We start from the raw sequence: 25,798 nt of genomic DNA, 5'->3' as shown, positions 1-25,798 counted from the left end.
ACTGGGGGTTAATTAACCAAACAGATGGTAAACCTTTGCCGCCTTTTGCGCTTGGGTGATCTGCGACATCTCATTGGCTATCGCCTGCCGCTCACCCATCGCCGCCTCCAGAAGCTCCTTGTAGACATGGAGCAATTCCTCAAGGTTACTGCGCAAGGCCTCCTCATCCAGCGAGGCCTCGGCCATGACGTCTTCCATGCAGGAACGGCAAGCCAGATCCAGCTCGCCAATGGCTTCCCAGTTGCGTTCGGCCAGCGCACTGACCAGCGCTTCACGGGTGTCGGCGATTCGCTGCAATACAAGACTCATGGTGCTCTCCTTTAAAACTGCGGAGCAGGCTCGGGGGCGATGGCATCCCAGCCTTCTTTTACCGTGCTCAGCAAGCCGGCGACCTCATCGAGAATGCGCGGATCGCTGTTGATGTTGGCCTCGGCGAGACGCTTCATCATGTAGATGTACAGCCCGTCCAGATCGGCCAGTTCATCGGCGCATTTTTCCAGATCCAGACCTTCGCGCAGCCCGCTGACAATGCCAATGGCCTTGCTGATCGAGGTGCACTTGCCAGGAATATCCTTGCGCTCGATGGCACCCTTGGCCTGAGCGATGCGGGCCAACCCGCCTTCCATCAGCATTTGCACCAGACGGTGCGGGCTCGCCTCGGAGGTCTGGGCGTGCGCGCCGACTTTCTGATATTGCCGAAGGGCTAACATTGGGTTCATGTTCTACCTCATTGCCACAATGACTCGTATAACCAGTGTATCGCCAACGAATCACAGAACTTTAGATCAAAAGACAAAAACCCGGCGCACGCCGATAAAGCGTAGCCGGGTTTTTGTCGTTCTTGCAGGTTACTTCGCGGACTGCTGAGCGTTCAGCGAGCTGAAGAACGACGTGATGTTGCTCGCAGTCGCCTTCATCTGCCCTACCAGCAAGTCCATGGCGTTGTACTTGGCCGTCAACGTCTTGGTCAGGTTGGCAACACGCAGATCCAGCGCCAGTTGCTGGCTGGTCAGGCTCTTGGTGTTGTTGTTCAGGATGGACATGCGCTGATCAAGCAGGCCTACGGCAGTAGGGGCGCTACCGGCAGGCGCCTTCAGATACGGATCCACCGCCTTGTTCATGCGTGCCAGCAGACCGTTGGTGTCGTCGGTCCCGGTGAACATCTGCTGCACCTGGCCAGCCTTGCCGGGCTGAGCCATGGTTTTGGTGAACGCAGCAGTATCAAATGTCAGGTTGCCGGTGTTGCGGTCGGTCATCACACCGATCTCCGACAGATAGGACAAAGAACCCTTTGCACCAGCACCAGGAGCAGTCAACTGGCCACGGATGTCGGCGATCAGCGAACGCGGCAACGAGTCACCGGTAAACGCCGCCTGCACCGTCAGTTTGCCGTCTTCATCAGGCGTAGCCTTGGAAAGCGTGTCGATGGTGGTCTTCAGGGTGTTGTAGGCGTCAACAAACGCCTGAACCGACGCCTGCAGCCCCTTGGTGTTGGTATCGACGCTGACAACGGTCGGCGTGGCAACGCCACCAACGAGAGGACTGACAGTGGTCAGATTCAGGGTCAGGCCGCTGATTGCACCACTGACCGTATTGCTCTTGCTGGAAACCTGCAGGCCGTCGATGGTCACCTTGGCATCTTGTGCAGGGCCATTGACGTTGCCAGAGGCGCCTGCCGCCGGATTGGTACCCATCGGCTGAGTACCGTCGATCTCCAGACCGGCAATCCCGCTGACAGAGAGGTCGGTACCGGCGCCCGTCTTGTTCGAGCTGATCACCAGGCGTGAAGCACCGCTGCTGTCGGTCACGATGTTGGCAGAAATGCCATTGGCGCCCTGAGCCGTGTTGATCGCGTCACGGGTGCTCTGCAAGGTTGCATTGGCCGGGATCGTGACATTGTAATCAGTGCCATTCTGACTGATTTTCAGGGTACCACTCGGAATGGCACTGGCAGCACCGCCGGCGAAAGAAGCGCTGGCAACTTTCGAGCCAGTGGCCAATTGGTTGACAACAACGTTGTAAGTCCCCGACACCGCGGTGTTATCGGAGGTGGCGCCGAGAATCGCTGTGTTGCTCGAGGTCGCCGTGAAACCGGCAAACGCCGGGTTGGTCTTGCTGCCCAGGTTGGTCATCGCCGTCTGGTACGCGGTCAGCGCACTCTTCAACGTGCCGACACCGGAAATCTTCAGGGTATTGGTTTTGGTCGCGGAATCGATCTGCGTCTGCTTCGGCGACTTGTCGGCGTTGACCAGTGCGGTCACGATCGCGCCGATGTCCAGGCCGGAACCCAGTCCGGAACCCGGTAGAATTGGACTTGCCATGTGCATCTCCCTTCAGATTGTTGCCAGACTTTTGACCCATCCAGGCGTCATTCAAGAAAGACAAACACTATTCATGCCAGCTATCAGACTTTGGCGTCGAACAACACATGGCTTGCGTTGGCGAGGCTGTCTGCGAGCTTGAGTGCTTCTGCGGAGGGGATCTGGCGTACGACCTCACCCGTCTCGCTTGCGATCACCTTGACGATGACCTTGCCAGAGTGCTCGTCGATCGAGAACTCCAGGTTACGCTTGATCGATTGAACGAACTTCTCGATCTCTTGCACGGCCAGTTTCAACTTGGCGTCATCCGTTTGCTGACTTTTCCTGTCAGCGACCGGAGCGTCGGCCGGTGCAACTTTTGGCGTCTCCGACGGCTTATCAGCAACAGGCGTCGCTGGCTTGGGAGCCGGATAAGACACGTTAAGCTTTACGCTCATGTCCATGCTCATCACCTCCTAACGTAAAAAAGCGAGAGAGCGCGACCAGCGCACCCTCCCGCCCAAACTCATTCCGAAATTACTGAAGCAGCTTCAGTACAGCGGAAGGCAGTTGGTTGGCTTGAGCCAGAACAGAGGTCGAAGCCTGTTGCAGGGTTTGCTGCTTGGTCAGGTTAGCAGTCTCTGCGGCGAAGTCGGTATCTTGTACGCGACCTTGTGCAGCAGTGGTGTTCTCGGTGATGTTCTGCAAGTTCTGGATGGTGCTAGTCAGACGGTTTTGCGAAGCACCCAGGCTGGCACGAGTTGCACCGATTGCAGCGATAGCGGCGTCGATTGCGGTGATCGCGTTGTCGATGTTCTGCGAAGCGCCAGTTACGGTAGCACCAGTCAGGGACAGAGTACCGCTACCAACCGACAGGCTGACGGCGTCGAACTTGGAGCTCAGTACCAGGTCGATGTGGTTAGCCGAACCAGTGTTTGCGCCAACTTGCAGGGTCACAGTACCAGCCGAACCGTCCAGCAGGTTTTTGCCGTTCAGGTTGGTCGATGCCGAGATACGGGTGATTTCGTCAGACATCTGAGCGAATTCAGCGTTGGTAGCGGTCTGGTCAGCAGTGCCGTTGGTGCCGTTACGTGCTTTAACAGCCAGTTCACGCATACGCTGCAGAATGTCGGTGGTCGCTTGCAGAGCGCCTTCAGCGGTCTGAGCAACGGAGATACCGTCGTTGGCGTTCTGGATGGCTTGGGTGTTACCACGGATCTGCGAAGACATACGGTTCGAGATCTGCAGGCCAGCAGCGTCGTCTTTAGCGCTGTTGATTTTCAGGCCGGAAGACAGGCGCTGCATCGAAGTCGACAGAGCGTCGGAAGCGCGGTTCAGGTTCTTTTGAACGTTCAGCGACGTGGTGTTGGTGTTTACTGTTAAAGCCATGACGAATTCCTCGTTGGTTGGGTACTGCGGCTTCCGGCCCTGGCAACCGCCTGGAATGGCCTAGAGAACCTTCGTAATAGTTATCGTCGGGTTGGCAAGTTGCTTGAGGGCTTTTTGAAAAAAATTTGCCATCACCCTGCCACCCCCGAGAAAACAAGGGCTTAGCGCCCTCCCACCTGCGAAAAAATGACGCCATAAAACCGACCCGCGCGCAAAGCCGCGGGCCAGTGCGGTCGCTCATTTTGCCGATCGTGCTTTTTGCAACACTTCGATCAGCTCGTACTCCATCCAGTCCGCCAGCCCCAACCAGTCCTGACGCTCCTGACAGTCGAGCATCTGCGTGAGTACAAAGGCCCACTCCTGCTGAATCGGCGCAGGCGCAGCGATCAGCAACTGCTGCGCGCCCTCGAATACATCGACCATATCCAGCGCCGCCTCGACATCACGTCCCAGGCGAAACAGCCCGGCGCACTGACGGCATTCGTCGACGCACTGCTCAATCGTCGTCATTGCACAAACTCCTGATTGAACTGCGTCCCGGCGATCAGTGCGCCCGCTCGACTGCTGTTGAAAAACTGCACCTGCGGATGCGCGGCGATATAGCGCTCCAGCACACACAGATAGCCGCGAAAGTTCAGCTGGGTGCTGACCCGCTGGCCATGACCGTCCTGCACCCAATGCCGCGCCTGATCGACCCCTGGCCCCAGATCACCGTCATTCCAGCCAGCATGGGTCTTGTTCATCGGGAAGGCGAAGTCAGCGCCAAACAGGGTAATGCGCGACGCGCCCATCTTCACCGCCAGGTCCACCGCCGGATGAATCACGCTGCCACCGACATGCAGTTGCCCGCGCGGATATTGCTCACGTAACGCGGCGTACACCGGGCTGGCCGAGTAACCGCCGTAACGCTTGCCCTTCCAGGCGGTCAGCACCGCAGGATCGCTCATAGGCAGATACACCAGCGGGATGCCAGCGGAGTCCTCGAACGGCAAATGCCGGAAGCTGATGCGCTGATCGATGGTGACCACCAGATCCGGGACGATGCCGTGTTCGCGCAGTGGCCGGTAAGCGGTATCGACGCACATCAACAATGGACGTTCAGCCTGCGCATGCACCGCCGCCAGACGCTGGAAATGCCCTTCCAGCGTCGGCCCGGTGCCGATCACATAGATTTCCCGGCCGTTGGCGCTGCCGAACAACTGCGCCACATCGTCATCACCCAGCAACACCGGCAGGCAGTCCTGCAAACGCTGTTGAATGAACGGCAAGTTTGGATCGAACTCGCGATTGTTGAAGCTCAGGTGCACTTCGCTGACCAGCCGATCGCGGATTTTCGCGTTGAAATCATCAGCCAGCAGCATCTCGGCCGGCAGGGCGAAAAACGGTGTGCAGATGTCTGACAGATCACCGGCATAGAACAGCTGCACACGCGGATCTTCCAGCCACGGGCGCTGATCGAGCAGTTGCAGCACCAGCGCAAACACCGCGCCATTGAGGATATGCACGTACAACCGCTCAAGGCCAGCGCGCTCCAGCAGCACCGTTGGCAAATCGCCGAGGCCAGTGCCGTAGACATGCAACTGCGATTTTTCCGCCAGGCTGGCCGCCTGGATGCGGGCTTCATGGATGCGGTCGTGGCGACTGGTCAGTTGAATGCCATTGACACTGAGCGTCGAGCCCAAGCCCTGCACCAGTTCGGCTTGAACGACTGAGGTGTCTTCCGCCATCAGCCGCTCGAACAACGCCGGCCAGCGTCGCTGGATGACCTGGGCGTTGGGTTGGAAAAACTCGCTCATGCCGCCTAGCGCTCCATTCAGGCAAAAAAATAGCGCTCAAGGGTAACCTTGAACGCTATTTTTGTATCCGCCGTTTTTGACCGACTCAAGGACGATAGATGATCGCCGAGCCCCACGACAGACCGACACCGAAACCGCTCAGGGCAATGCGCTGCCAGTCGGAATCGAGTACGTGTTTTTCCAGCAGCAGCGGGATGCTCGACGACACGGTGTTACCGGTCTCGACCATGTCCTTGATGAACTTCTCCGGCTCGCCTTCGAAACGGCGGGCCACCGCATCGACAATCGCCGCACTGCCCTGGTGAATGCAGAAGGCGTCGATGTCGTCAGCCTTCAGGCCGGAGTCGTCGAGCAATTCGTGCAAGTGCGCCGGGACTTTGAGCAGCGCGAAGTTGAACACCTGACGGCCGTTCATGAAGAACACGCCATCGGTGACTTTCAGGTGCGGTGCGCCGGAACCGTCGGTGCCGAACTTGGCCTTGCCCAGCGCCCATGAAGGATCTTCGCCCATCCAGGTCGCGGTGGCGGCATCGCCGAAGAGCATGGTGGTGTTGCGGTCTTCCGGGTCGACGATTTTCGAATACGGGTCAGCGGTGATCAGCAGGCCGTTCTTCAGGCCGGCGGCTTCCATGAAGCCCTTGATCGCGTAGATGCCGTAGACGTAACCGGAGCAGCCCAGGGAAATATCGAACGCCGCGACATTAGTCGGCAGACCGAGCTTGTCCTGGACGATGGCAGCGGTGTGCGGCAGACCTTCTTCGTCACCGTTCTGGGTGACGACGATCAGTGCGTCGATCGATTCACGCTTCAATTCAGGGTTGCTGGCAAACAGCGCATTGGCCGCTTCCACGCACAGATCGGAGGTTTCCTGTTCAGCATCTTTGCGCGGCAGGAAGGCCGAACCGATTTTGCCAAGGATGAATTCTTCATCCTTCTCGAATTTTGCACCTTGTGCGTAATTGTCCACGCCGGCTACAGGAACGTAGCTCGCAATGCTTTTTATGCCAATCATTACGGCTTCCCAATAAAAAACAGCCCAAAACCACCGCTCGCAAGGATTCGAGGGGCGCCGACAAACAGAAAACGGCCGCCACAACGGGCAGCCACGGGGAGCGCAAAGGGCTATCACTGGAACCGATTACACGGCCAGGCGCCATCTCCCCGGTCAATACAATACAGTGAAGATGCGCGTTATGACTCGCAGGTCACGCTATTTTGCCGAATCGGTTGCAGATCGGGTTATTCGACCAACGACCAGTCCAGCGGCGTGCCACGTTTGATCGCCTGACGAGCGCGGCGACCGAGGACAGCATCGGTGTGCTTGGGCGGCAGACCGAGACCTGGGCGAATGGCGCGCAGATTGTCCCCGGAAAAGGCTTCACCGGCCGCCATGTCGGCAGTGACGTACAGCGAGCGGCGATAGACCAGCGACATGCGCTCGGCCTCGGTGACGCCGTAATGCACTTGGCCCATGGCCTGCCAGGCGCGTTCGGTTTCCACCACCAGGCTGGCCAGTTCCGCCGGCTCCAGCGAGAAACTGGCGTCGACCCCGCCCGCCGAACGGTCGAGGGTGAAGTGTTTCTCCACCACCGTCGCCCCGAGCGCCACAGCGGCCACAGACACGCCAACGCCCATGGAGTGATCGGAAAGACCTACCTCGCAACCGAACAGCTCACGCAGATGCGGGATCGTGCGCACATTGCTGTTGAGCGGGGTCGCGGGGTAAGTGCTGGTGCATTTGAGCAGCACCAGATCCTTGCACCCTGCCTCGCGGGCGGCGCGCACGGTTTCGTCGAGCTCGGCGATGCTGGCCATGCCGGTGGAGATGATCAGCGGTTTGCCGGTCGCGGCCACACGGCGGATCAACGGCAGGTCGGTGTTTTCGAAACTGGCGATCTTGTACGCCGGCACATCGAGGCTTTCGAGAAAGTCCACCGCCGTGTCATCGAACGGCGTCGAGAACGCGAGCATGCCCAGCTCTTTGGCCCGGGCGAAAATCGGTGCGTGCCACTCCCACGGCGTGTGGGCCTTCTCGTACAGGTCGTAGAGCGAAGTACCGGCCCACAGGCTGTTCGGGTCCTTGATGAAAAACTCGCCCTCGGCCAGATCCAGGGTCATGGTCTGCGCGGTGTAGGTCTGCAGCTTCAAGGCATGCGCGCCAGCCTTGGCGGCGGCTTCGACAATCTGCAGGGCCACCTCCAGCGACTGGTTATGGTTGCCGCTCATCTCGGCAATGATGAACGGCGGCGCATCGGCACCGATCAGACGCTCGCCAATCTTGAAACTACTCATCGCGGTGATCCTTCAAAACCTTGGTGAACGCGCAGGCACTCTGGGTGAATCCGGCGTCACGAAACACATTCAAAGAGGGGCGATTGCCCGGCAGCACCTGAGCGGTGATGGCGGTCATCTGCGGCCAGTGCTCGCGGACGAACGCCTCGCCTCGCGCCAGCAGCGCCCTGCCCCAACCCAGACCGAAACGCCCGTGCAGCAGATACAGCGACACTTCAGCCTCGAATCCACGCAAGTCATAACGCAAGACGCCGACCGCGCCGTCATCGGCCTCGGCCTCGGCAATCAACAGCAGACGTTGCGGGTTGCACAGGCTCGCATTGAGCCAGTTCAGGTGCTGCGGCCATTCGACTGCGCCAGTGTCCAGTGACCAACGGCGTACAGCCTCGGCATTGCGCCCGTCGAACAGCAATTGCGCGTCATCCAGAGTCGCCAGGCGCAGCTTGAGCACCGCACCGGCCAGCGCCGCCGCCACGCGCAACGCACCGCGCCCATCGACCAGTTGCCGTGAACGCTCAGCCAGACTCTGGCGCAGATAGACATTGTCGACGACAAAACCGATGGCGTCGCGCAGTTGTTCGACGCTGACCTGCTCGCGGGCGCCCATGAACACATGCGCCCCCGCCGCTGCCATGACTTCGCCGTTGGCTTTCTGGTTGTTCGATACCGCGATGCAGATCGTCGGCAGGCCGAGGGCTGCACGCTCCCAACTGGTGCCGCCACCCGCGCCGATAAACAGATCGGCCGCGGTCATGCGTTGCTGGAAATCGCTGACGAAACTGTGCAGGCGCCAATGCGGCCGTGTTGCGGCCAGTGCCTGCATTTGCGCCCACGCAGGATTGTCTGCACCGGCGACGAAATCCACTTCCAGCTCTGCGAAGTCCTGCAGCGCCAGCATCGCGTGATGGGTCTGCATCGCCGCATCGAAACCACCGAAATTCACCAGCACCCGCCGCGCTTTGGGCTTGATCGCAATGGCCGGACAGACGAACTCCTCGCGCAGCATGGCGTAGCGCGGGCCGAGCAAGGTGCGGCAGCCTTCGGGCAGCAGCGGCGCATAGTTTGCGCTGAGACCGGACAGGTTCTGATTGAGCAGCAGATCAACGCTGTAACGGCGGGTGGCGAGATCGTCCACCGCCGCAATCCGTGGCGCCCAACGACGGGCAGCGGTTTGCCAATGATGATCGAGGCCGTAGTGGTCGGCGATGATCCAGTCGAATGCGCCGTGACCTGCCAGCAAGGCGTCCAGCTCCTCGATGTCTGCCTGCCACGGCAGCATCGATTCGATGGCCTGTTGCGGGTCTTCGTCAGGGTAGAAGTCCGGCAAGGCGAAGGTCTCGAAACCTTCGACAGCCAAGGCATCAAGCCGATGCCCGGGCAACCGCCGACAGGCAAACGCGACATGACTGCCCTGTTTGCGCAGCACTCGCGCCAGCGTCAGACAACGGGCAATGTGGCCACTGCCGATGGTCGGCGAAGCGTCGGCTCGGATCAGCACTCTCATTGCAGTTCTCCGCCGGCCTTGAGCGCGGCGTAGAGGTATTCGGCGCGTTTCCAGTCTTGCGGCGTATCGATGTCCTGCACCAGATGCCGCGGCAGAAGCACCGGTAGGCTCGCGGGTGAATACAACACGTCACCGCGCAGCCACGCCTCGCGACGGCCCCAGTAAAACTGGCCGGCGTCCTGAAAAGCTTCAGGCAGATCCTGCGAGCGGGTGTTGCGAAATTCCGGGTACAACGCGGTCAATGCGCCCTGCCCGTCCAGCGTCAGCGCCCGCTGCACGGGGAAACCAAAGCTGCACACGGAGAACGCAAAGGCTTTGTCCGGGTGCTGCTGCAGCAACTCGAATCCCTCGCGCAAAAAACGCGCCTGCAACAACGGCGCCGTGGCGTACACGCAGCAGGCGTAATCGAAGGCTGGCAGTTGCTGCAAGGCATGCACGATCACCGCAGCGGTGCCGGTGAAATCATCCGCCAGTTCAGCCGGGCGCAGGAACGGCACTTGCGCACCGTGGGCCAGCGCCAACTCAGCAATTTCCGCGTCATCGGTACTGACCACGACCTGTTCGAACAGGCCACTGTCGAGCGCCGTTCGGATCGAGCGGACAATCATCGGCACGCCGTCGAACGCCAGCAGATTCTTGCGCGGGATGCGCTTGCTGCCGCCACGGGCCGGGATGATTGCGACGCTGTTCAAGGACGTTTTTCCAGCAGGAACCAGGTGATGTCGTCCACCGGGAATTGTGGGTCACGGTGATAACCAAAGCCGTAATCGAGCAAGTGCAGATCGGCATAACGATCGAGCATTTCCCCGGCGAAATCGCGCTTGAACAGCTTGCCGCTGTTGCCGCGATAGGACACTTCCACCGGTGCCGGATTGTAGTATTCGGCGATCAGGATGTAGCGCTGGCTCAACGCATACAACTGCGCATAGGCGGTCGGCAGCAGCTCCGGCGCCAGATGGATCAGCACGCCTTTGCTCAGGGTCAGGTCGTAGCTGCGCTCGCGGGGAAAATCGAACAGCGAGCCGTGCCAGATCTGCGCGATGCCCAGTGCCCGCGCCTGAGCACAGGCGCTTTCATTGATCTCAACGCCGAACAATTCACTTTGCGGCAGCAGTTGATGCAACGCCTGCAGGTTGTTGCCGGCATTGGTGCCCAGTTCAACCACACTGTCGATGCGCCCGGCGCGGCTCAGGGCCTTGGCGAACAACGCCAGATTGGCCGCCACCAGCGGTTGTCCGACGTTGCGATCGACGTACTGGTTGCCGAAATCGCCCTGCCAGAATTTTTCCTGCTCACTCAGATCACGCATTGCACAGTCTCATTCGCCGCCGCAGCGGGGTTTATTCGGTCAGCCGGCGCAATTGCTCAACCACATGATCCTGCTGCTCATCACTGAGCAACGGAAACAGCGGCAGACTGATCGCTTCGGCGTAATAACGCTCGGCTTCTGGGAAGTCGCCCTCGGCGAAACCCAGTTCGCGATAGTACGGCTGCAAATGCACCGGAATATAGTGCAGGTTCACGCCGATACCGGCGGCACGCAAGCCTTCGAACACCTGACGGTGGGTCAGGCCGATGCGCTCGGTCTGCAGGCGCACCACGTACAGGTGCCACGCCGATTCTGCCTCCGGCTGCGCGCTCGGTAACGTCAGCGGCAAGTAGGCCAGTAAACGGTCGTAACGCGCCGCCAGTTCACGGCGACGGGCAATGAAGCCGTCCAGTTTGGCAAGTTGCGACAGACCCAGCGCCGCCTGCAACTCGGTGATCCGGTAATTGAAGCCCAGCTCGATCTGCTGGTAATACCACGGGCCGTGGCTGGGTTCGCTCATCTGCTGCGGATCGCGGGTCATGCCGTGGCTGCGCAGGCGTTGCAGACGCTCGGCCAGTTGCGGGCGATTGGTCAGGACCATGCCGCCTTCGGCACTGGTGATGATCTTCACCGGGTGGAAACTGAACACGGTCATCGCCGCAAACTCCCCGCAACCCACCGGACGCCCGGCGTAGCTGGCGCCCACCGCGTGCGAGGCGTCTTCGATCACGGTGAAGTTGTAGCGCTCGGCCAGTTCGGCAATCTTGCGCAGGTCACAGCTCTGCCCGGAGAACGCCACCGCCACCAACACTTTCGGCAGCGTGCCGTCCTGCTCGGCCTGATCGAGCTTCGCGGCGAGGGCGAAGGCATCGAGGTTCCAGGTCAGCGGATCGATGTCGACGAAATCCACGTCGGCGCCGCAATAGCGCCCGCAGTTGGCTGAGGCCAGAAAAGTGTTCGGCGTGGTCCACAAGCGATCGCCCGGGCCAAGGCCGGCCGCGAGGCAGGCAATGTGCAGCGCCGCCGTGGCGTTGCACACCGCCACGGCGAAGTCGGCCTGGCATCGCTCGGCCACCGCCTGCTCGAAACGCTCGATAGTCGGCCCTTGAGTCAGCCAGTCCGATTGCAGCACCTCGACCACTGCATCGATGTCCGCCTGATCAACGCTCTGCCGACCGTAGGGAATCATGCCGACAACTTCGCGTGCAGCTCGGCGATCTGCCCGACCGAGAGGTAGTGCGGATTGGTATCGGAGCGGTATTCGAAATCTTCACTCACCGGCCGCCCATGTTCGCCGAGCTTGTCGATGGAGAAATCGACATCGACGCTGGTGAAGCGGATCGACGGCTGAATGGTGTAGTGGTCTGCGAACTCCAGGGTCATCCGCGCATCGTCCAGCGGCACCATCAGTTCATGCAGTTTTTCCCCGGGACGAATACCGACGTTCTTGTGCGGCAGATGCTCGGCCATGCCCCGCGCCAGATCGACGATGCGAATCGACGGAATCTTCGGCACGAACACTTCGCCGCCGTGCATCCGCGCAAAGCTGTCGAGGACAAACTGCACGCCATGATCCAGAGTGATCCAGAAGCGGGTCATGCGCTCGTCGGTGATCGGCAACTCCTGCGCACCGTCGGCAATCAGCTTGCTGAAAAACGGTACGACCGAACCCCGCGAGCCCGCCACGTTGCCGTAGCGCACCACGGCAAAACGGGTCTGCTGCTCGCCTGCAATGTTGTTGGCGGCGACGAACAGTTTGTCCGACAGCAGCTTGGTCGCGCCGTACAGGTTGATCGGGCTGGCCGCTTTGTCGGTGGACAGCGCGACGACTTTCTTCACGCCATTGTCGATGGCGGCGGCGATGATGTTCTCCGCGCCATTGACGTTGGTGCGGATGCACTCGGTCGGGTTGTACTCCGCCGCCGGCACCTGCTTGAGCGCCGCCGCGTGCACCACGTAGTCGATGCCGCGCATGGCCTGCCGCAGACGGTCGGCGTCGCGCACGTCACCGAGAAAGTAACGCATGCACGGCGCGTTGAACGTCTGCTGCATTTCGTATTGCTTGAGTTCATCTCGGGAGAACACCACCACGCGCTTGGGCTGGTATTGCTCAAGCAGACGGGCGATGAATTTGCGCCCGAACGAGCCGGTGCCGCCAGAGATGAAGATCGATTTACCGTTGAACATGTGCTGATTCCTGTTGCTTGTCCGACGGACTCAAGCGAGTAACTGCGACCAGTTGACCGGCGTGCTTTCACCCAAGGTAAAACCTTTGCCGATGAGGGACAGATTGGCGTTGTAGGCACTGTCCTGCGCAAAGGCGCCGCCCCACTTCTCACGCAAAGCAGCCAGGGCTGATGGCGCTTGCGGCAAGAGGCCCGGATGCACGACCTGCACCAGCGGCGTCCACACAATGAGGTAACCCGCATCACCGGCCTTGAGGCACAGATCGACATCGCTGAAGCCATCGGCGAACGTCACTTCGTCCAGACCGCCCAGTGCGTTGAACAGTTCTTTGCGGATCATCAGGCACACCTTCGACACCGCCGAATAGTTTTGCTCGACCGCCAGGCGCTGCATGTAACCTTCAGCGGCGTGTTTTTCACCGATAAAAGGCGAGCCAACGCCATCGTTCAGACCAACAATCAAACCGGCATGGGCGATCTTGCCGTCACGATCAACGAGTTTCGCACCGACGATAGCCACTTCCGGACGCTGCGCGTGATTGAGCAACGAGTCGATCCAGTTCGGATTGACGATTTCGCTGTCAGCGGCCAACAGCACCAGATACTCACCCTGCGCCTGCTCGCTGGCGGCGTTGTACAACGCCGTCTCGCCGAGCGGCTGATCGGCACGCAGCACATTGACTTTAGGGTTACGCAGCGTGCCCAGCCAGTCATTGACCTCGGCCGACTGATTCGGATTCGCCGCAATCAGCACTTCATAACGGCTGTAACGGGTTCTGAGCAACACGCCTTCCAGGCAGCGACGCAGTGCCGGCAGGTCGTCGATGGCTGGGACGATGATCGACACCAGCGGCTGTTCGGCGTGACGGTAATCAATCTGATAGGTACCGGGCGTCGCCGAGGTGACCCTGGCCTTGTATCCGCGATTGGTCAGGTGACGCAGCAGCGCCTGACGTTCGTGGGCATTCTCTTCCAGTACCGAGGCCTGGGTGATCAGCAGTGGCTCGTCGAGGTGCGCCAGGCCGCCAATGCCGCCCTGTTCGATGATGCGCAACAGCAGATCCAGCTCCAGTGCCTTGCTGAAGTCGGCCTGATAGCCACCGGCTTCGAGCAACACTTCGCGGCGAATCAACCAATGACGCGCCATCAGCGCTGGAACGCTTTGCAGCAGGTCCAGATTGAAGCCCGGGCGGAAGACGTCGACCAGCGCACCGTTTTCCTTGCGCTGGATTTCATCGGTGGCCACGGCACGCACACCTGTGGCGGACATCAGTTCCAGACTGGCCCGCAACAAGCTGCCAGCGGTGAACTCGTCGCCCGCTTGCGCCAGCAGCAGCCAGTCGCACGCTGACTGCTGAGCACTCTGATTCAACTTGTCGACGTAGTTGCTCTGGGTAACGCGCACGAAGTGCAGGGTGTTTTGCGCGGTGGTCGCTACCGGCGGTTCGCCCGTGGTGAACACCACAATCTTGAACGCTTTGCAGTGCCCCTCGAGCAGACTGTCGAGCGAGACCTGCACCTTGTCGATCTGGTCATCCAGATCCAGCAGGAAAATGCCGAACTGCGGGCCACCGTCATGGGCCGACAGCTGTCGAGTGATCGACTCGACCTGTTGCGCCGACGGCTCACGCGCGGCCAGCCACTGCAGCAGGCGACCGGATTTCATGTTGTCGAAGACTGCCTGATGGTCTTCAATCACCAGGGTTTCAAGCCGAGCAATCCACTCGTTCACCGACCCGGCGGCTTCGTCTTCACCCATGTCATCCAGATGCGCGGCAAGGCGTTTGACGACTGTCTGGTTGAAAGCATTGAGGTCGTGCGCCTGCCACAAACGGTCGACCACACTTTCCGGCGTATCGTTGTTACGTGCCTGCAGCAGGTGCGCCTGACGCGTCCATATCCCCTCAAGCCCTTCCAGTTGCATACGGCCGGCGGGCATGGCGTGCAGCATGAATTCGAACTGTTCCAGACGATCGAAGAACGGCTGGTTGTAAAACGGCATCTCGACGTACTGCAACGGACCAAAACGACGATCCGGATGCCTGAGGTTCTGGTTCCAGGTGGATTCGAAAATCAGTTCTGCAGTCAGCGCGCGCCCAGTCTTCAAGCTGTCGGCCATGGCCTCGAAACTCTGCAGGGCAAACGCCTTGAGCTGTCCGGCGTCGAGCCCTTTAATGGCGGTTGGCAGAGAGGCGAGAAACTCGGCAAAGGCTTCTCGCTCGGCGACCGATTTGCCGTCGGCGTAGGTCAGCGAGTGATACACATCGGTATTGTGCTCGGAGACACCGTAGTTGATCTCGCGTACCACATAAGGCATCGGCAGGATCCGCGCCTTGGCACTGGCCAGCAGGTAGTAGACGTGACCAATTTCCTGCCACTGGAAATTGGTACCCGCTGGCAACGCCGAATGCCAGTTTTTCATCAGGTCAGTACGGGTCACCGCATAGAACGGCGGAATGTACTGGCTCATGTAATCGATGACACGATCCTGCGCCCGCTCGGACGAATAGTCTTCCTGGACTTTCTTGTCACGACGGTAGTAGTTCACGCCATGGGCCAGAGCCAGGTACATCAGGCAATAGCCGTGGCACATGCCGTAGTCCTGATTCGCCTGCAGGAAGTTCACGGACTCGGTCAGCGAATCGTGCAGGATGAAGTCATCGTCGGCCGCCAGCACCATATACGGCGTGGTCAGCTGCTCCACACCATAAGCCAGTTTGGCCTGCATGCCCCAGTAGGCGAACTGCGGCACATGGTGATAATCGACGGCGGAAAAATCCCCTTCAGGCCGCTCGACCGTCGAGTCGAGCACCATGATCCGGCAGGGCAAGCTGCTGTAATACTTCACCGCCCGACGCAGGAACGCCGGCCGATTGTGAGTAATCAGCACCACGGTCAACAGCTCGTTGAGCGGTAGCGCCAGTTCAGAACTGTACTTGCCTTGCATAACTTCTCTCCACAACCGGCGACTCGCCGAGATAACGCTTTGGTGATGGTGCGAATTAACGAACGCGACGCAGATAGCCGTCCGGCGCCACGGTGATCAGCAGCTTGTTCTGCAACTGCTGGTCGATCTCGAAGTCCTGGTTCTCTTCCAGGTACTTCCACACCGCGGTTTTCGGATTGTCGCCCGGGCCCCATGGACGATCCGGGAAGAAATCGGCCGGCATGTCTTCGACCACGGTGTCCATCACCACGCAGTAGCTGTCGACCGAGACCAGCGGCGCATACAGGCGCAGCTCTTCGAGCACGTGGTCGTGGGTGTGGTTGGAGTCGAGCACCAGAATGACCTTCTTGCCTTTGGCCGCAGCCTGCACCTGAGCGGCGATGGCCGGGTCGATGCTCGAACCTTCGATCATCTTGATGCGCTTGGCCATCGGGTGGCTTTCGATCGCTTCACGGTTGTGCGGGCGGATGTCGAGGTCGATGCCCAGCACTTCACCGTGACCTTGCAGTTCCAGCAATGAGGCGTAGTAGATGATCGAACCGCCGTGGGCGATGCCGCACTCGATGACCAGATCCGGCTTGACCTGCCAGATGATCTCCTGCATCGCCATCATGTCCTGCGGCAGCTGGATGATCGGGCGACCCATCCACGAGAAGTGGTAGCTGTACTTGTGTTTGGCCGATTCGTTGAAGAAATCACGGGCCAGGCCAGTCAGTTTCTGGTCGTCGCCCTGCTGGGCGATCTGCTCGCGGCACTCGGCTTCGAAAGCTTGGTTGATGCTGTTGTCGGTCATGTTCAAAGTCTCAATGGTCACTGGAACGAAGCGCTGTCGACGGCGTGATAGACGTAGCGTCCACCGGTCATCCGCTTGATTTCTTCGAGGTAATTGGAATTCATCACAAACAGGTGGGCGCCTTCGGGCAGCGCATCCATCGCCTCTTGCGGCGAGGACACCCGCGCGCCGCTCAGGGGCAGATAACGCCCCTGTTTGGCCGGGTTGATATCCACCACACGATCCACCGCGACACCCGCGCGTTGCAGGAACAGCGAATAGATCACGCCTTTGGACGACGCGCCCCAGATCGCCGAACCCTGCTCGGGTGCGGACTGAATGATCTGCACCGCGCGCTCAAGGCTGGCGGTGAAACCGTCCGGCAGCGTCAGGCGTGGCACCGGTTGCTGCGGGGTCAGGCGCAACGTCGAAAGGTCGGCGACGATGTACAGGTATTGGCCGCCAAACAGGTGGCCAGCCTCGTGCACGGTGCCGAACATCCGGCGCAGGTCATCGAGGCGGAAATAATTGACGTGCTCGTAGAACAGGTCGAACCACGCTTTGTGCTCGAGGATCCAGTCGAAGCACGGCACTTCGATGTAGATCTGCCCGCCCTGGTTGGCTTCGGCGATCACCGACAGAAAGCTCACCGGGTCTTCGATGTGTTCCAGCACATGACGCAGCACGATGGCGTCCGCCGCCAGGCCGAGACCTCGGGTGAACGGCGCCTTGATCACGTCGGCGTTCTCGCCTTCGTAGGCCGGGTCGATCCCGGTGATCGAATAACCGAGGCCCTTGAGCAGCTCAAGAAAGTAGCCCTTGCCGCAGCCGACTTCGATCAGCTCCTGGCCCTTGAAGTGTTTGGCGATGATGCCTTCGACGTCGCTCAGGTGCTTCTGGAACTGGCCCGAATGGGCCTGCTCGTTTTGATAGTCAGCGTCATAGCTGAGCTTGTCGGCGTCGAACGCGGCGTTGAAGATCAGGCCGCTGCGCTCATCCTGCACCAGCAGCATGTCGGCGCTGGCCGAAGCTTTTGCCGACTCCGGGTCGGCGAAGGTGCGGTTCTGCAACACCGGCAGGTCGGTGACCCGATACAACTCGTGCCTCATTGCGGCTCTCCCAGTAGCTGTTGCAAACGCTCGGTCACGGCCCAGAACGCCATCGGTTCATGGCTCGGATACGGGTAATGGCCGAGGTTCAGTTTCAGTGCCGCACCGCGCTCGCGCAGCCGTTGTTCAACCAGTGCGCGCACCGATACCGGTTGGCCACTGGCGCAATTGATCACGCCATTGAAATCGCGCTGATGGACGATCGCGGCGAGGTAATCAGCAGCGCTGGCGATCGGCAAAAAGTCGCGCAGTTGCTCGCCGCCAGACATGTTGAACGACGCCTCCCCGGCATCGATCGCCCGGTCCAGCGCCGCCAGCAGACTGTTGGGGTTCTGCCCTTCGCCATGCAGGTAGAACAGACGCGCCCACTGCAAGGTGAACGGTTTTTCCTGCTGCAGATTTTGCAAAAACAGATGCAGCGTGTGTTTCGCCAGACCGTAAGGGTTGCTCGGCTGCGGCTCGACGCTTTCGCTGAGCGGGCCACTTTGCATGCCGTACTCGAAGCAGGTGCCGGTCACCAATACTTGCGCCACACCCGCCTCGACCGCGCCTTTGATAAAGCGGTAGTCGGCCATCAGGTTGTGCTCGAAATGGAACAGCGCCCGATAGTTCGGCAACCCCGGCCAGGCCAGGTGCGCGAGGACGTCGATACCGTCGGTGAGCGCCGCAATGTCCAGATCCGCCGCGTGAATATCCGCCGCGACGAATTCGACGTCATTGATCCATGGCATGCTCGCAGCCGTATCTGTTTTGCGCGCCACCGCGCGCACGGCGCAGCCACGCGCCAGCAACGCCGCGACCAGATGCCGACCGACGAAGCCCGTGGCCCCGCTGACCAGGACTTTCACAGGACTTTCATCTCAGGCACGGCGATCACGAAGCGTCCGTCCCACTGGCGCACCTGCGCCAGTTGCTGACTGACTTCGTGCAGCAGGTTCCACGGCAGCACCAGCACGTAGTCCGGTTTTTCGATATCGATCTGCGCCGGCGCAACAATCGGAATACGACTGCCCGGCAGGAACTTGCCCTGCTTGTGCGGGTTGGCATCGGCCACCCACGCCAGCAGATCCGGTTTGACCCCGGCGTAGTTGAGCAAGGTGTTGCCCTTGGCCGCCGCGCCGTAACCGACCACCCGCTTGCCGTCGGCCTTGGCCTGCAACAGAAAGCGCAGCAGTTCATGCTTGATGCGTTCGGCAGCCGGCGCGAGGGTCGCATAGTACTCAGGGGTTTTCACCCCGGCATCCAGCTCGGCCTGCAACTGTTGCTGCACCGCCGGCTGCACCGCACGACGCTCACCGTCCTGGCGTTGCACGAACACCCGCAGAGAACCGCCATGGGTGCTCAACTGACTGACGTCGAACACTTCCAGACCATTGCGCTCGCACAAAGTCTGCACCGCGGTCAACGACAGGTAGGAATAGTGCTCGTGGTACAGCGTGTCGAACTGCGCGCCGGCCATCAGCGTCAGCAGTTGCGGAAATTCGAAGGTAGCGACGCCGGTCGGCTTGAGCAGCGTGGCGAAACCACCGAGGAAATCATTGATGTCCGGCACATGCGCGAGCACGTTGTTGGCGGCCATCAGGTCGGCGCCCCAGCCTTCGCCTTTCAACTGTGCTGCACTGTCGCGACCGAAGAACACTTCACGAATCTGCAGACCCTTTTCCCGCGCCGCTTGCGCGGTGCTGCGGGTCGGTTCGACACCCAGACACGGAATGCCGCGAGCGGCGACGTACTGCAGCAGGTAACCGTCGTTGGCTGCGACTTCGACCACACGGCTGTCGGCGCTCAGGTCAAAGCGCTCGACCATCTCGGCGACATAACGCTCGGCATGGGCCAGCCAGGTGCTGGAGAACGAACTGAAGTAGGCGTACTCGGCATCGAACAGGCTGTCGGCGCGGGTGTAATCCTCGGTCTGCACCAGCCAGCATTGCTGGCACACCGCAACCTTGAGCGGCACCCATTGCTCGGCCTGTTCCAGGCGCTCGGCGTGCACGTAGGCGTTGGACGGTGGCGAGGTGCCGAGGTCGATCAGCGGCAGGCTCAGCGGTGCGGCGCACCCACGGCAGTTCATAGACGCACTCCGGCAAAGTGTTGATCAAGCGCGGGATGGCTGGCATCACGCGCTGACAAATTATTGACAGGCAACGGCCAGGCAATCGCCAGCCGTGGATCGTTCACCGACAAGCCGCCTTCGTGCTCCGGCGCGTAATCGGCGCTGTGCAGGTAAAGCAGTTCGGCGTCATCGGTCAGGGTCTGGAAACCGTGGGCGAACCCGGCCGGAATCAACAGGCTGCGACCATCGCCAGCCTTGAGGTGCTCGGCGTGCCAGTGCAGAAAGGTTTCGGAATCCGGACGCAGATCCACCGCCACGTCCCACACTTCACCGCGCAGGCAAGTGATCAGCTTGGCTTCCGGCGCATTGGCATTCTGATAATGCAGACCGCGCACGCTGCCCTTCTCGCGGGTGCAGGAATGGTTGATCTGGCGGATGTGAAATTCGCTGCCGAACGCACTCAGGCTGCCTTCGCAGAACAGCCGGGCGAAATGCCCGCGCTGATCTTCGAAGCGTCTGTGCTGGACGCTGAACAGCCCGGCCAGCGGCAACGGTTTCAAGGAGAATTCGCTCACAGCGCGCCTCGGTACAGGTTCAACTGGCCGAGAGTGACGTTGCGCATGTCATCGCCGTTCTGCCACGCCAGATGCCAGTCGAGGGTCTGGGTCAGGCATTGCTGCAAAGTCCAGCGTGGCTGCCAGCCGAGTACCTGACGGGCGCGGCTACTGTCGAGGCGCAACAGGCCAGCCTCGTGCAGTTCGCTTTTTTCGATGCGCAGACCACGTGCCTGTGGCCAGCGACTGGCGAGCAGTTCGACCACTTCGCCGACGCTGCACATGTCCGCCTCGCCCGGGCCGAAGTTCCACGCCCCGGCGTATTCCGGGCCTTGTTCGTAGAGACCCGCAGCCAGTTGCAGGTAACCGGCCAGCGGTTCCAGCGCGTGCTGCCACGGGCGCACGGCTTGCGGGTAACGCAGGGTCACCGGCTCGTCTGCAGTCCAGGCCTTGAGCACGTCGGGAATCAGCCGCTCAGGGGCGAAGTCACCGCCACCCAAGACGTTGCCGGCGCGCGCGGTGGCCAAGGCCAGACCGTGTTCAGCGTACTTGTCGGCCGGGAAAAACGACGCGGCGTAAGACTGCGCCAACAGTTCGCAGCAAGCCTTGCTGCTGCTGTAGGGATCGTGGCCGCCGAGGGCTTCGTCCTCGCGGTACGGCCACAGCCATTCCTTGTTGGCGTAGACCTTGTCGGTGGTCACCAGCACGCAGGCGCGCACGCAACCGACCTGACGAATCGCTTCGAGCAGGTTCAGCGTGCCCATGACGTTGCTGGAGTAAGTGCCCAGCGGGTCGCGATAGCCTTCACGCACCAGTGGCTGCGCGGCCAGGTGCAGAACGATCTCCGGCTCGGTGTCGGCAATGATCTCCAGCAACGCGCCGAGATCACGCAGATCGCCACGTTGATCGTTGATCCCTTCGTGAACCCGCGCCAGTTCATACAGGCTCGGTTCGGTCGACGGATCCAGCGAGAAACCGCTGACGTGCGCGCCGAGGCTTTGCAGCCACAGGGTCAGCCAACTGCCCTTGAAACCGGTGTGACCGGTGACCAGTACGCGCTTGCCGCGCCAGAAATCCGCACTCAGGCCCATTGCTTCCATGGGGCCTCCCCGCTCTGCCACAGCGCTTCGAGGTGGTTCTTGTCGCGCAGGGTGTCCATCGGATGCCAGAAGCCTTCGTGCTCGAAGGCGTTCAGCTGTTCATCCTCTGCCAGACGCGCCAGCGGCTCGGCCTCCCAGGTGGTTTCATCGCCAGCGATGTAGGACAGGACTTTGGGCGACAGCACGAAAAAGCCACCGTTGATCCAGCCACCGTCGCCACGCGGTTTTTCGGTGAAACCGAGCACCTGATCGCCCTGGCGCTCAAGGGCACCGTAACGTCCCGGCGGCTGCACCGCGGTGACGGTGGCCAGGCGACCGTGGGCTTTGTGGTAATCGACGAGTTGAGCAATGTTGATGTCGGAAACGCCGTCGCCGTAGGTGAAGCAGAACGCCTCTTCATCCTTGAGGTAACGGCCGGCACGCAGCAGACGGCCACCGGTCATGGTTTCCTCGCCGGTGTCGATCAGGGTGACGCTCCACGGCTCGCTGTAGTTCTGGTGCACGTCCATGCGGTTGTTGCGCATGTCGAACGTGACGTCGGAGGTGTGCAGGAAGTAGTTGGCGAAGAAGTCTTTGATCGCATAGCCCTTGTAGCCCAGGCAAATCACGAAGTCGTGGATTCCGTGAGCGGAATACTGCTTCATGATGTGCCAGAGAATTGGCTTGCCGCCGATCTCGATCATGGGTTTGGGCTTGAGGTGCGACTCTTCACTGATGCGCGTGCCGAGGCCACCCGCCAAAATAACTGCCTTCATCGTCTCCCCTCTCGTTCGTCACCGGGCTGCGCATGGCTATGTTGAGCGATGCGGGCCGTCTGGCTAACCCTTTTGCCGCCTGCGGCGTCGCTGCGATGACCGCGAGCGCTCGTTTTATGGCGATTTGAGGGGGACTTGCAGGAAACGCGCCAGCTCCGCGAGCGCTGCGTCGGGTGCGCCGTAAGGCATGAAAAAAGGGATGAATCCAGCAGCGGACTCATCCCTTTCATTGCGTTGCATCAACAGATCGAGTGATCAGCCGAACATGGCGAACCCATCAACCGTCGCCGGCAGGTCGTAGACCTGGCCGTCGGCAGTCTGCAGGTGCTCGATGTTGTTGAACCCGGCGTACCATCCCGCCAGTTTCACGCCGTTGTCCGGCACACCGCTGCTGCCGTCGTTGGCGCTATGCAGGTAGGCGTCATCGCCGATGCGGGTGACGTTCAACTGGCTGGCGTTGGTGATGGTGTTGAGGATCAGGGTGTCGTTGAGATCCCAGCCCTCGTCCTGAATCGATACCAGCCCGGTGCTGTTCACGATGTAGATATCGTCACCCATACCGCCCAGTGCGGTGCCGCCAGTACCGGACTGCCCCGGAAGATTGAGGTTCAGCACGTCGTTGCCGCTGCCACCTGACAACAGATAACTGTTGCCGGTGCCGGTGAGCACGTCATGACCGTCATCACCAAGGGCACTGCCGTTGTGGACCGTGATGGTGTCATTGCCTCCGTCGCCGTGGGCCACTGTACCCAAGTCATTCACAGCGCTGACGATGACGTCATCACCCGAACCGCCAGACAGTGTGTCGGCCTGCGCGACATCACCGTCGAGACCGGATTTCAGTCCGCCGTAAAGGTGATCATTGCCATCGTTGCCACTGATCACATCATCGCCGTTGCCACCTTCCAGGATCGCGTCCTCGCGGCCGGCATCCATCACATCGTTGAAACGACTGCCTTGCAGACCTTCTACGTCGTAATACATATCCCCTTCGGCCGTACCGTTCTGGCCAATCCTCGACAGGTTGACCACCACACCCGTATCGCTGTCGTCATAGCTGACGATGTCCGTTCCCGCGCCGCCGACGAACACATCCCGTCCGGCGCCACCGTAGAACAGGTCATCGCCGCTGCCGCCGAAGATGTAGTTGTCGGAATCGTTGCCATAACCGGTGAAATCGGCTGTACCGGTGTAGGTCATTTTCTCGATGAACGGGTCCATCTTCATGACCGACAGGCTGGTGTACAGCTCGTCAAACCCCATGCCTGAGTCTGTCTCGACGATGGTCACACCCTCGCTGTTGATCGTATAGACGTCACTGCCCCAGCCACCTTCGAAGGTCACGCCGCCCGAGTTAGCAGTGAAGTGATCGTCCAGGTTAGTCCCGACAACCTTTTCCACATTGATCAAGGTATCGCCCTCGGCGTAGCCGCCAGAACCGAAGCCCTCGCCATCACGAAACTCGATGCTGACCGCATCGTTGGAACGGCTGTAATCGACGGCGTCAAGGCCATCGGCACCGTCCATGACCATTGCGCTTGCGCCGGCGAAGATCACATCGTTGAAATTCGAACCCTGCACGGCCTCGATGCTCGAGTAGGTATCGCCGAATGCAATACCAGTGGCGCCCCACATGCTCGAGAGCTCGATACTGACGCCTTCAAGGCTGTCGGTATAGCTGACTGTGTCGAAGCCCTTGCCGCCAATGAACTGATCGCCACCGTCGCCACCCCACAGCACGTCATTGCCTGCACCGGCGACAATCACGTTCGCCTCGGCATTGCCGTAGCCCTTGAAGTCGCCGGTGCCGGTGAAGATCATTTTGTCCAGGAACGGATCCATCCTCTGGGTGTTGACGCTGGTGCGCAGCTCGTCGTAACCGCCGCGTTCCGCTTCGACGATGGTCACACCTTCGCTACCGACGATGTACACGTCATCTCCGTTATCACCTTCCAGCGTGATACCGCTGACCGAACTGACCAAGGTGTCATTGTTAAAGCTGCCGATGACTTTTTCGATGCCGACCAGGGTATCGACGGAGCCGTCCGCCTTGGTGACAGTGGCCAGCCCCTCGCGGAAATCGACGCTGACGCCGTTCGGCATCATCTGATAACTCACTGAATCGAACCCCTCCCCGCCATCCAGCAGATCGGACCCCGTGGTACCCCAGATCTGATCATCCGACTCCAGTCCGTAGAGTTCGTCATTGCCTTCATTGCCGCCCATGACATCGGCTTCACTCGTTCCATAAATCACTGACATTTGCTTCTTCCTTGCTTGGTTGAAACCAGGTTGGTCCTTCAGCTGCCAAGCGCACACCTGCGGCCGCATTGCGATTGCAGGTGTGCGATTCAGTGGTCAGCCAAACATCGCGAATGCATCACTGTTGGCCGGCAGATTGATGGTCTGATTATCGGCCGTCACGATCTGCTCGATAGTGTCGGAACCGGCAAACCAATCCTTCAGGCGCACGCCCTCATCCGGCGTCTGTCCGGCTGAAACGCTGTAACGGTGCAGGTAGAGGTCGTCACCGACACGGTCGACTTGCAGTTCCGAAGCGCGAATGTACGACAGCACAATCTTGTCGCCACGGCTGGTACCGTCGTCCTGAATGTTGACCAATGCCGAAGTGTCGATGGTGTAGATATCGTCACCTTCACCACCGAAGGCCGAACCGACGGACTGCAATACCAGATTATCCTTGCCCACGCCGCCAAACAGCGAGAAGCCCAGGCCGGTACCGATCAGCTTGTCATTGCCTTCACCACCATCAGCGATGCCATGAGTTACGGTGATGGTGTCATCGCCCGCTTCGCCATACGCACGGCTGCCAGTGTCGTTGGATGCGGTGAGAATCGTGTCGTTGTCATTGCCGCCATAGAGCGCATCAGCCTCAGCCCCTGCATTGGGTGCCGAACTGGCTAACGGCCCGGCCAGGGAAACCAGGCCTCCATAAATGAAGTCGGCCCCGTCGCCGCCATAAATCACGTCGTTGCCTGTGCTGCCCTCAAGAAAATCGACTGCCGAACTTCCGGTCAGCGTATCGTCGAATTGGCTGCCGATCACTCGCTCGATATTGAGCAGCACATCACCTTGAGCATCGGCGCCTTCGTTGACGTTGGTCTGCAGATTGATGTTCACAGCGGCCTTGCTGTTGATGTACCAGGCAGTGTCATGCCCTTCACGCCCATCGATCAGATCCGCACCGGAGCCACCAATGAAGTTGTCACCGAATGCGGTTCCGGACAGGGTGTCGTTGAAGCTGCTGCCCTGGAAAAACTCGATTCCGGTGTAGGTATCGCCGGCCGCGTCACCCGCATTGACCTTAGTTTTCAAATCAATGGTCACGGCGCTGTCGGATTGTTCATAGCTGACCATGTCCGCACCCACTAACCCGTCAAAAGCCATGGCCGCGCCGTCGGCGATGAAAATGTCACCGGCTATCGTGCCGGTCAAAGCTTCGATACTGGTGTAGGTATCCCCTGCTGCAATCCCTGTGTGAACCCCGGTTTTCAGGTTGATGGTGACGCCAATAGTCGTGTCGCCGTAGCCGACAGTGTCAAAACCGGCACCACCGATGAACCGGTCGGCACCCGCGCCGCCATACAGGATGTCGTTGCCATTGCCCCCTGTAATGATGTTGTCGATGGCGTTGCCCCAACCGGTGAATGACCCGGTGCCGGTATAGGTCAGACGCTCGACGTTGGCGCCCAGGTAGATCTGGCCGAAGTT

The 25,798-nt window shown here is 60.3% G+C and carries 24 protein-coding genes; all 24 read right to left on the bottom strand.

The genetic code is table 11. The annotated features are described in order from the left end of the window. Positions 1–12: 12 nt before the first annotated feature. On the bottom strand, positions 13–309 hold the full coding sequence (gene fliT, locus QRN61_RS22830; RefSeq protein WP_007966233.1) for a flagellar protein FliT: 297 nt from the start codon (positions 307–309) through the stop codon (positions 13–15). Between the two features lie 11 nt (positions 310–320). Further along, positions 321–719 carry a flagellar export chaperone FliS gene (gene fliS, locus QRN61_RS22825; protein WP_027614233.1) on the bottom strand — a complete coding sequence of 133 codons (399 nt, stop codon included), beginning with the start codon at positions 717–719 and terminating at the stop codon, positions 321–323. Between the two features lie 129 nt (positions 720–848). Further along, positions 849–2,321 (bottom strand): flagellar filament capping protein FliD, encoded by a 1,473-nt coding sequence (gene fliD / locus QRN61_RS22820; RefSeq protein ID WP_285375584.1) that lies wholly within the window; start codon positions 2,319–2,321, stop codon positions 849–851. A gap of 83 nt (positions 2,322–2,404) precedes the next feature. Beyond that, positions 2,405–2,764 (bottom strand): flagellar protein FlaG, encoded by a 360-nt coding sequence (locus tag QRN61_RS22815; RefSeq protein WP_027614231.1) that lies wholly within the window; start codon positions 2,762–2,764, stop codon positions 2,405–2,407. Between the two features lie 73 nt (positions 2,765–2,837). Then, a complete protein-coding gene (locus tag QRN61_RS22810; protein ID WP_007920059.1) occupies positions 2,838–3,689 on the bottom strand; it encodes a flagellin domain-containing protein in 852 nt (283 codons plus the stop codon). 237 nt (positions 3,690–3,926) lie between these two features. After that, positions 3,927–4,199 (bottom strand): hypothetical protein, encoded by a 273-nt coding sequence (locus tag QRN61_RS22805; RefSeq protein WP_027614230.1) that lies wholly within the window; start codon positions 4,197–4,199, stop codon positions 3,927–3,929. Continuing rightward, positions 4,196–5,485 (bottom strand): motility associated factor glycosyltransferase family protein, encoded by a 1,290-nt coding sequence (locus QRN61_RS22800; RefSeq protein ID WP_027614229.1) that lies wholly within the window; start codon positions 5,483–5,485, stop codon positions 4,196–4,198. Before QRN61_RS22800 ends, QRN61_RS22805 begins: the two co-directional genes overlap by 4 nt. An 85-nt stretch (positions 5,486–5,570) precedes the next feature. Then, complete coding sequence (locus QRN61_RS22795; RefSeq protein WP_096796272.1) at positions 5,571–6,497, bottom strand: ketoacyl-ACP synthase III; 927 nt, start codon at positions 6,495–6,497, stop codon at positions 5,571–5,573. Between the two features lie 227 nt (positions 6,498–6,724). Further along, on the bottom strand, positions 6,725–7,777 hold the full coding sequence (pseI, locus tag QRN61_RS22790) for a pseudaminic acid synthase (RefSeq protein ID WP_096796273.1): 1,053 nt from the start codon (positions 7,775–7,777) through the stop codon (positions 6,725–6,727). Continuing rightward, positions 7,770–9,281 (bottom strand): UDP-2,4-diacetamido-2,4,6-trideoxy-beta-L-altropyranose hydrolase, encoded by a 1,512-nt coding sequence (gene pseG, locus QRN61_RS22785; RefSeq protein WP_096796274.1) that lies wholly within the window; start codon positions 9,279–9,281, stop codon positions 7,770–7,772. The genes pseI and pseG overlap by 8 nt, the downstream gene beginning before the upstream one ends. After that, positions 9,278–9,973, bottom strand: coding sequence for a pseudaminic acid cytidylyltransferase (pseF, locus tag QRN61_RS22780; RefSeq protein WP_285375581.1), 696 nt, complete (start codon positions 9,971–9,973; stop codon positions 9,278–9,280). Before pseF ends, pseG begins: the two co-directional genes overlap by 4 nt. Then, positions 9,970–10,590 carry a pseudaminic acid biosynthesis-associated methylase gene (locus QRN61_RS22775; protein ID WP_096796276.1) on the bottom strand — a complete coding sequence of 207 codons (621 nt, stop codon included), beginning with the start codon at positions 10,588–10,590 and terminating at the stop codon, positions 9,970–9,972. Before QRN61_RS22775 ends, pseF begins: the two co-directional genes overlap by 4 nt. A gap of 31 nt (positions 10,591–10,621) precedes the next feature. Then, entirely contained in the window at positions 10,622–11,779 is a 1,158-nt protein-coding gene (gene pseC / locus QRN61_RS22770) for a UDP-4-amino-4,6-dideoxy-N-acetyl-beta-L-altrosamine transaminase (RefSeq protein ID WP_096796277.1), read from the bottom strand. Beyond that, complete coding sequence (gene pseB, locus QRN61_RS22765; RefSeq protein WP_047292505.1) at positions 11,776–12,777, bottom strand: UDP-N-acetylglucosamine 4,6-dehydratase (inverting); 1,002 nt, start codon at positions 12,775–12,777, stop codon at positions 11,776–11,778. The genes pseC and pseB overlap by 4 nt, the downstream gene beginning before the upstream one ends. 30 nt (positions 12,778–12,807) lie before the next feature. After that, positions 12,808–15,723, bottom strand: a complete 2,916-nt coding sequence (locus QRN61_RS22760) for a glycosyltransferase family 2 protein (RefSeq protein ID WP_285375580.1) — start codon at positions 15,721–15,723, stop codon at positions 12,808–12,810. 55 nt (positions 15,724–15,778) lie between these two features. Further along, on the bottom strand, positions 15,779–16,516 hold the full coding sequence (locus tag QRN61_RS22755; RefSeq protein WP_027614220.1) for a cephalosporin hydroxylase family protein: 738 nt from the start codon (positions 16,514–16,516) through the stop codon (positions 15,779–15,781). 17 nt (positions 16,517–16,533) lie between these two features. Continuing rightward, on the bottom strand, positions 16,534–17,604 hold the full coding sequence (locus QRN61_RS22750; protein WP_139054122.1) for a class I SAM-dependent methyltransferase: 1,071 nt from the start codon (positions 17,602–17,604) through the stop codon (positions 16,534–16,536). Further along, the gene (locus QRN61_RS22745) at positions 17,601–18,452 is read right to left on the bottom strand and encodes an NAD-dependent epimerase/dehydratase family protein (RefSeq protein ID WP_285375578.1); all 852 of its coding nucleotides are present in this window, start codon (positions 18,450–18,452) and stop codon (positions 17,601–17,603) included. Before QRN61_RS22745 ends, QRN61_RS22750 begins: the two co-directional genes overlap by 4 nt. Next, positions 18,449–19,675: a class I SAM-dependent methyltransferase gene (locus tag QRN61_RS22740; RefSeq protein WP_285375577.1), complete on the bottom strand. Its 1,227-nt coding sequence runs from the start codon at positions 19,673–19,675 to the stop codon at positions 18,449–18,451. The genes QRN61_RS22745 and QRN61_RS22740 overlap by 4 nt, the downstream gene beginning before the upstream one ends. Further along, a complete protein-coding gene (locus tag QRN61_RS22735; protein ID WP_097090154.1) occupies positions 19,672–20,232 on the bottom strand; it encodes a dTDP-4-dehydrorhamnose 3,5-epimerase family protein in 561 nt (186 codons plus the stop codon). Before QRN61_RS22735 ends, QRN61_RS22740 begins: the two co-directional genes overlap by 4 nt. After that, entirely contained in the window at positions 20,229–21,311 is a 1,083-nt protein-coding gene (rfbG, locus tag QRN61_RS22730) for a CDP-glucose 4,6-dehydratase (RefSeq protein ID WP_210557818.1), read from the bottom strand. Before rfbG ends, QRN61_RS22735 begins: the two co-directional genes overlap by 4 nt. Further along, positions 21,293–22,066, bottom strand: coding sequence for a glucose-1-phosphate cytidylyltransferase (gene rfbF / locus QRN61_RS22725; protein WP_095139348.1), 774 nt, complete (start codon positions 22,064–22,066; stop codon positions 21,293–21,295). The genes rfbG and rfbF overlap by 19 nt, the downstream gene beginning before the upstream one ends. 255 nt (positions 22,067–22,321) lie before the next feature. Then, positions 22,322–24,328, bottom strand: coding sequence for a calcium-binding protein (locus tag QRN61_RS22720; protein ID WP_115987965.1), 2,007 nt, complete (start codon positions 24,326–24,328; stop codon positions 22,322–22,324). Between the two features lie 96 nt (positions 24,329–24,424). After that, on the bottom strand, positions 24,425–25,798 hold a 1,374-nt coding region (locus QRN61_RS22715; protein WP_285375574.1), incomplete at its 5' end, for a calcium-binding protein.

The organism is Pseudomonas sp. lyk4-TYG-107 (assembly GCF_030209055.1).
Taxonomy (GTDB): domain Bacteria; phylum Pseudomonadota; class Gammaproteobacteria; order Pseudomonadales; family Pseudomonadaceae; genus Aquipseudomonas; species Aquipseudomonas putida_A.
The sequence above is the reverse complement of the archived record's forward strand: the minus strand, read 5'-3'. Positions and strand labels throughout refer to the sequence as shown.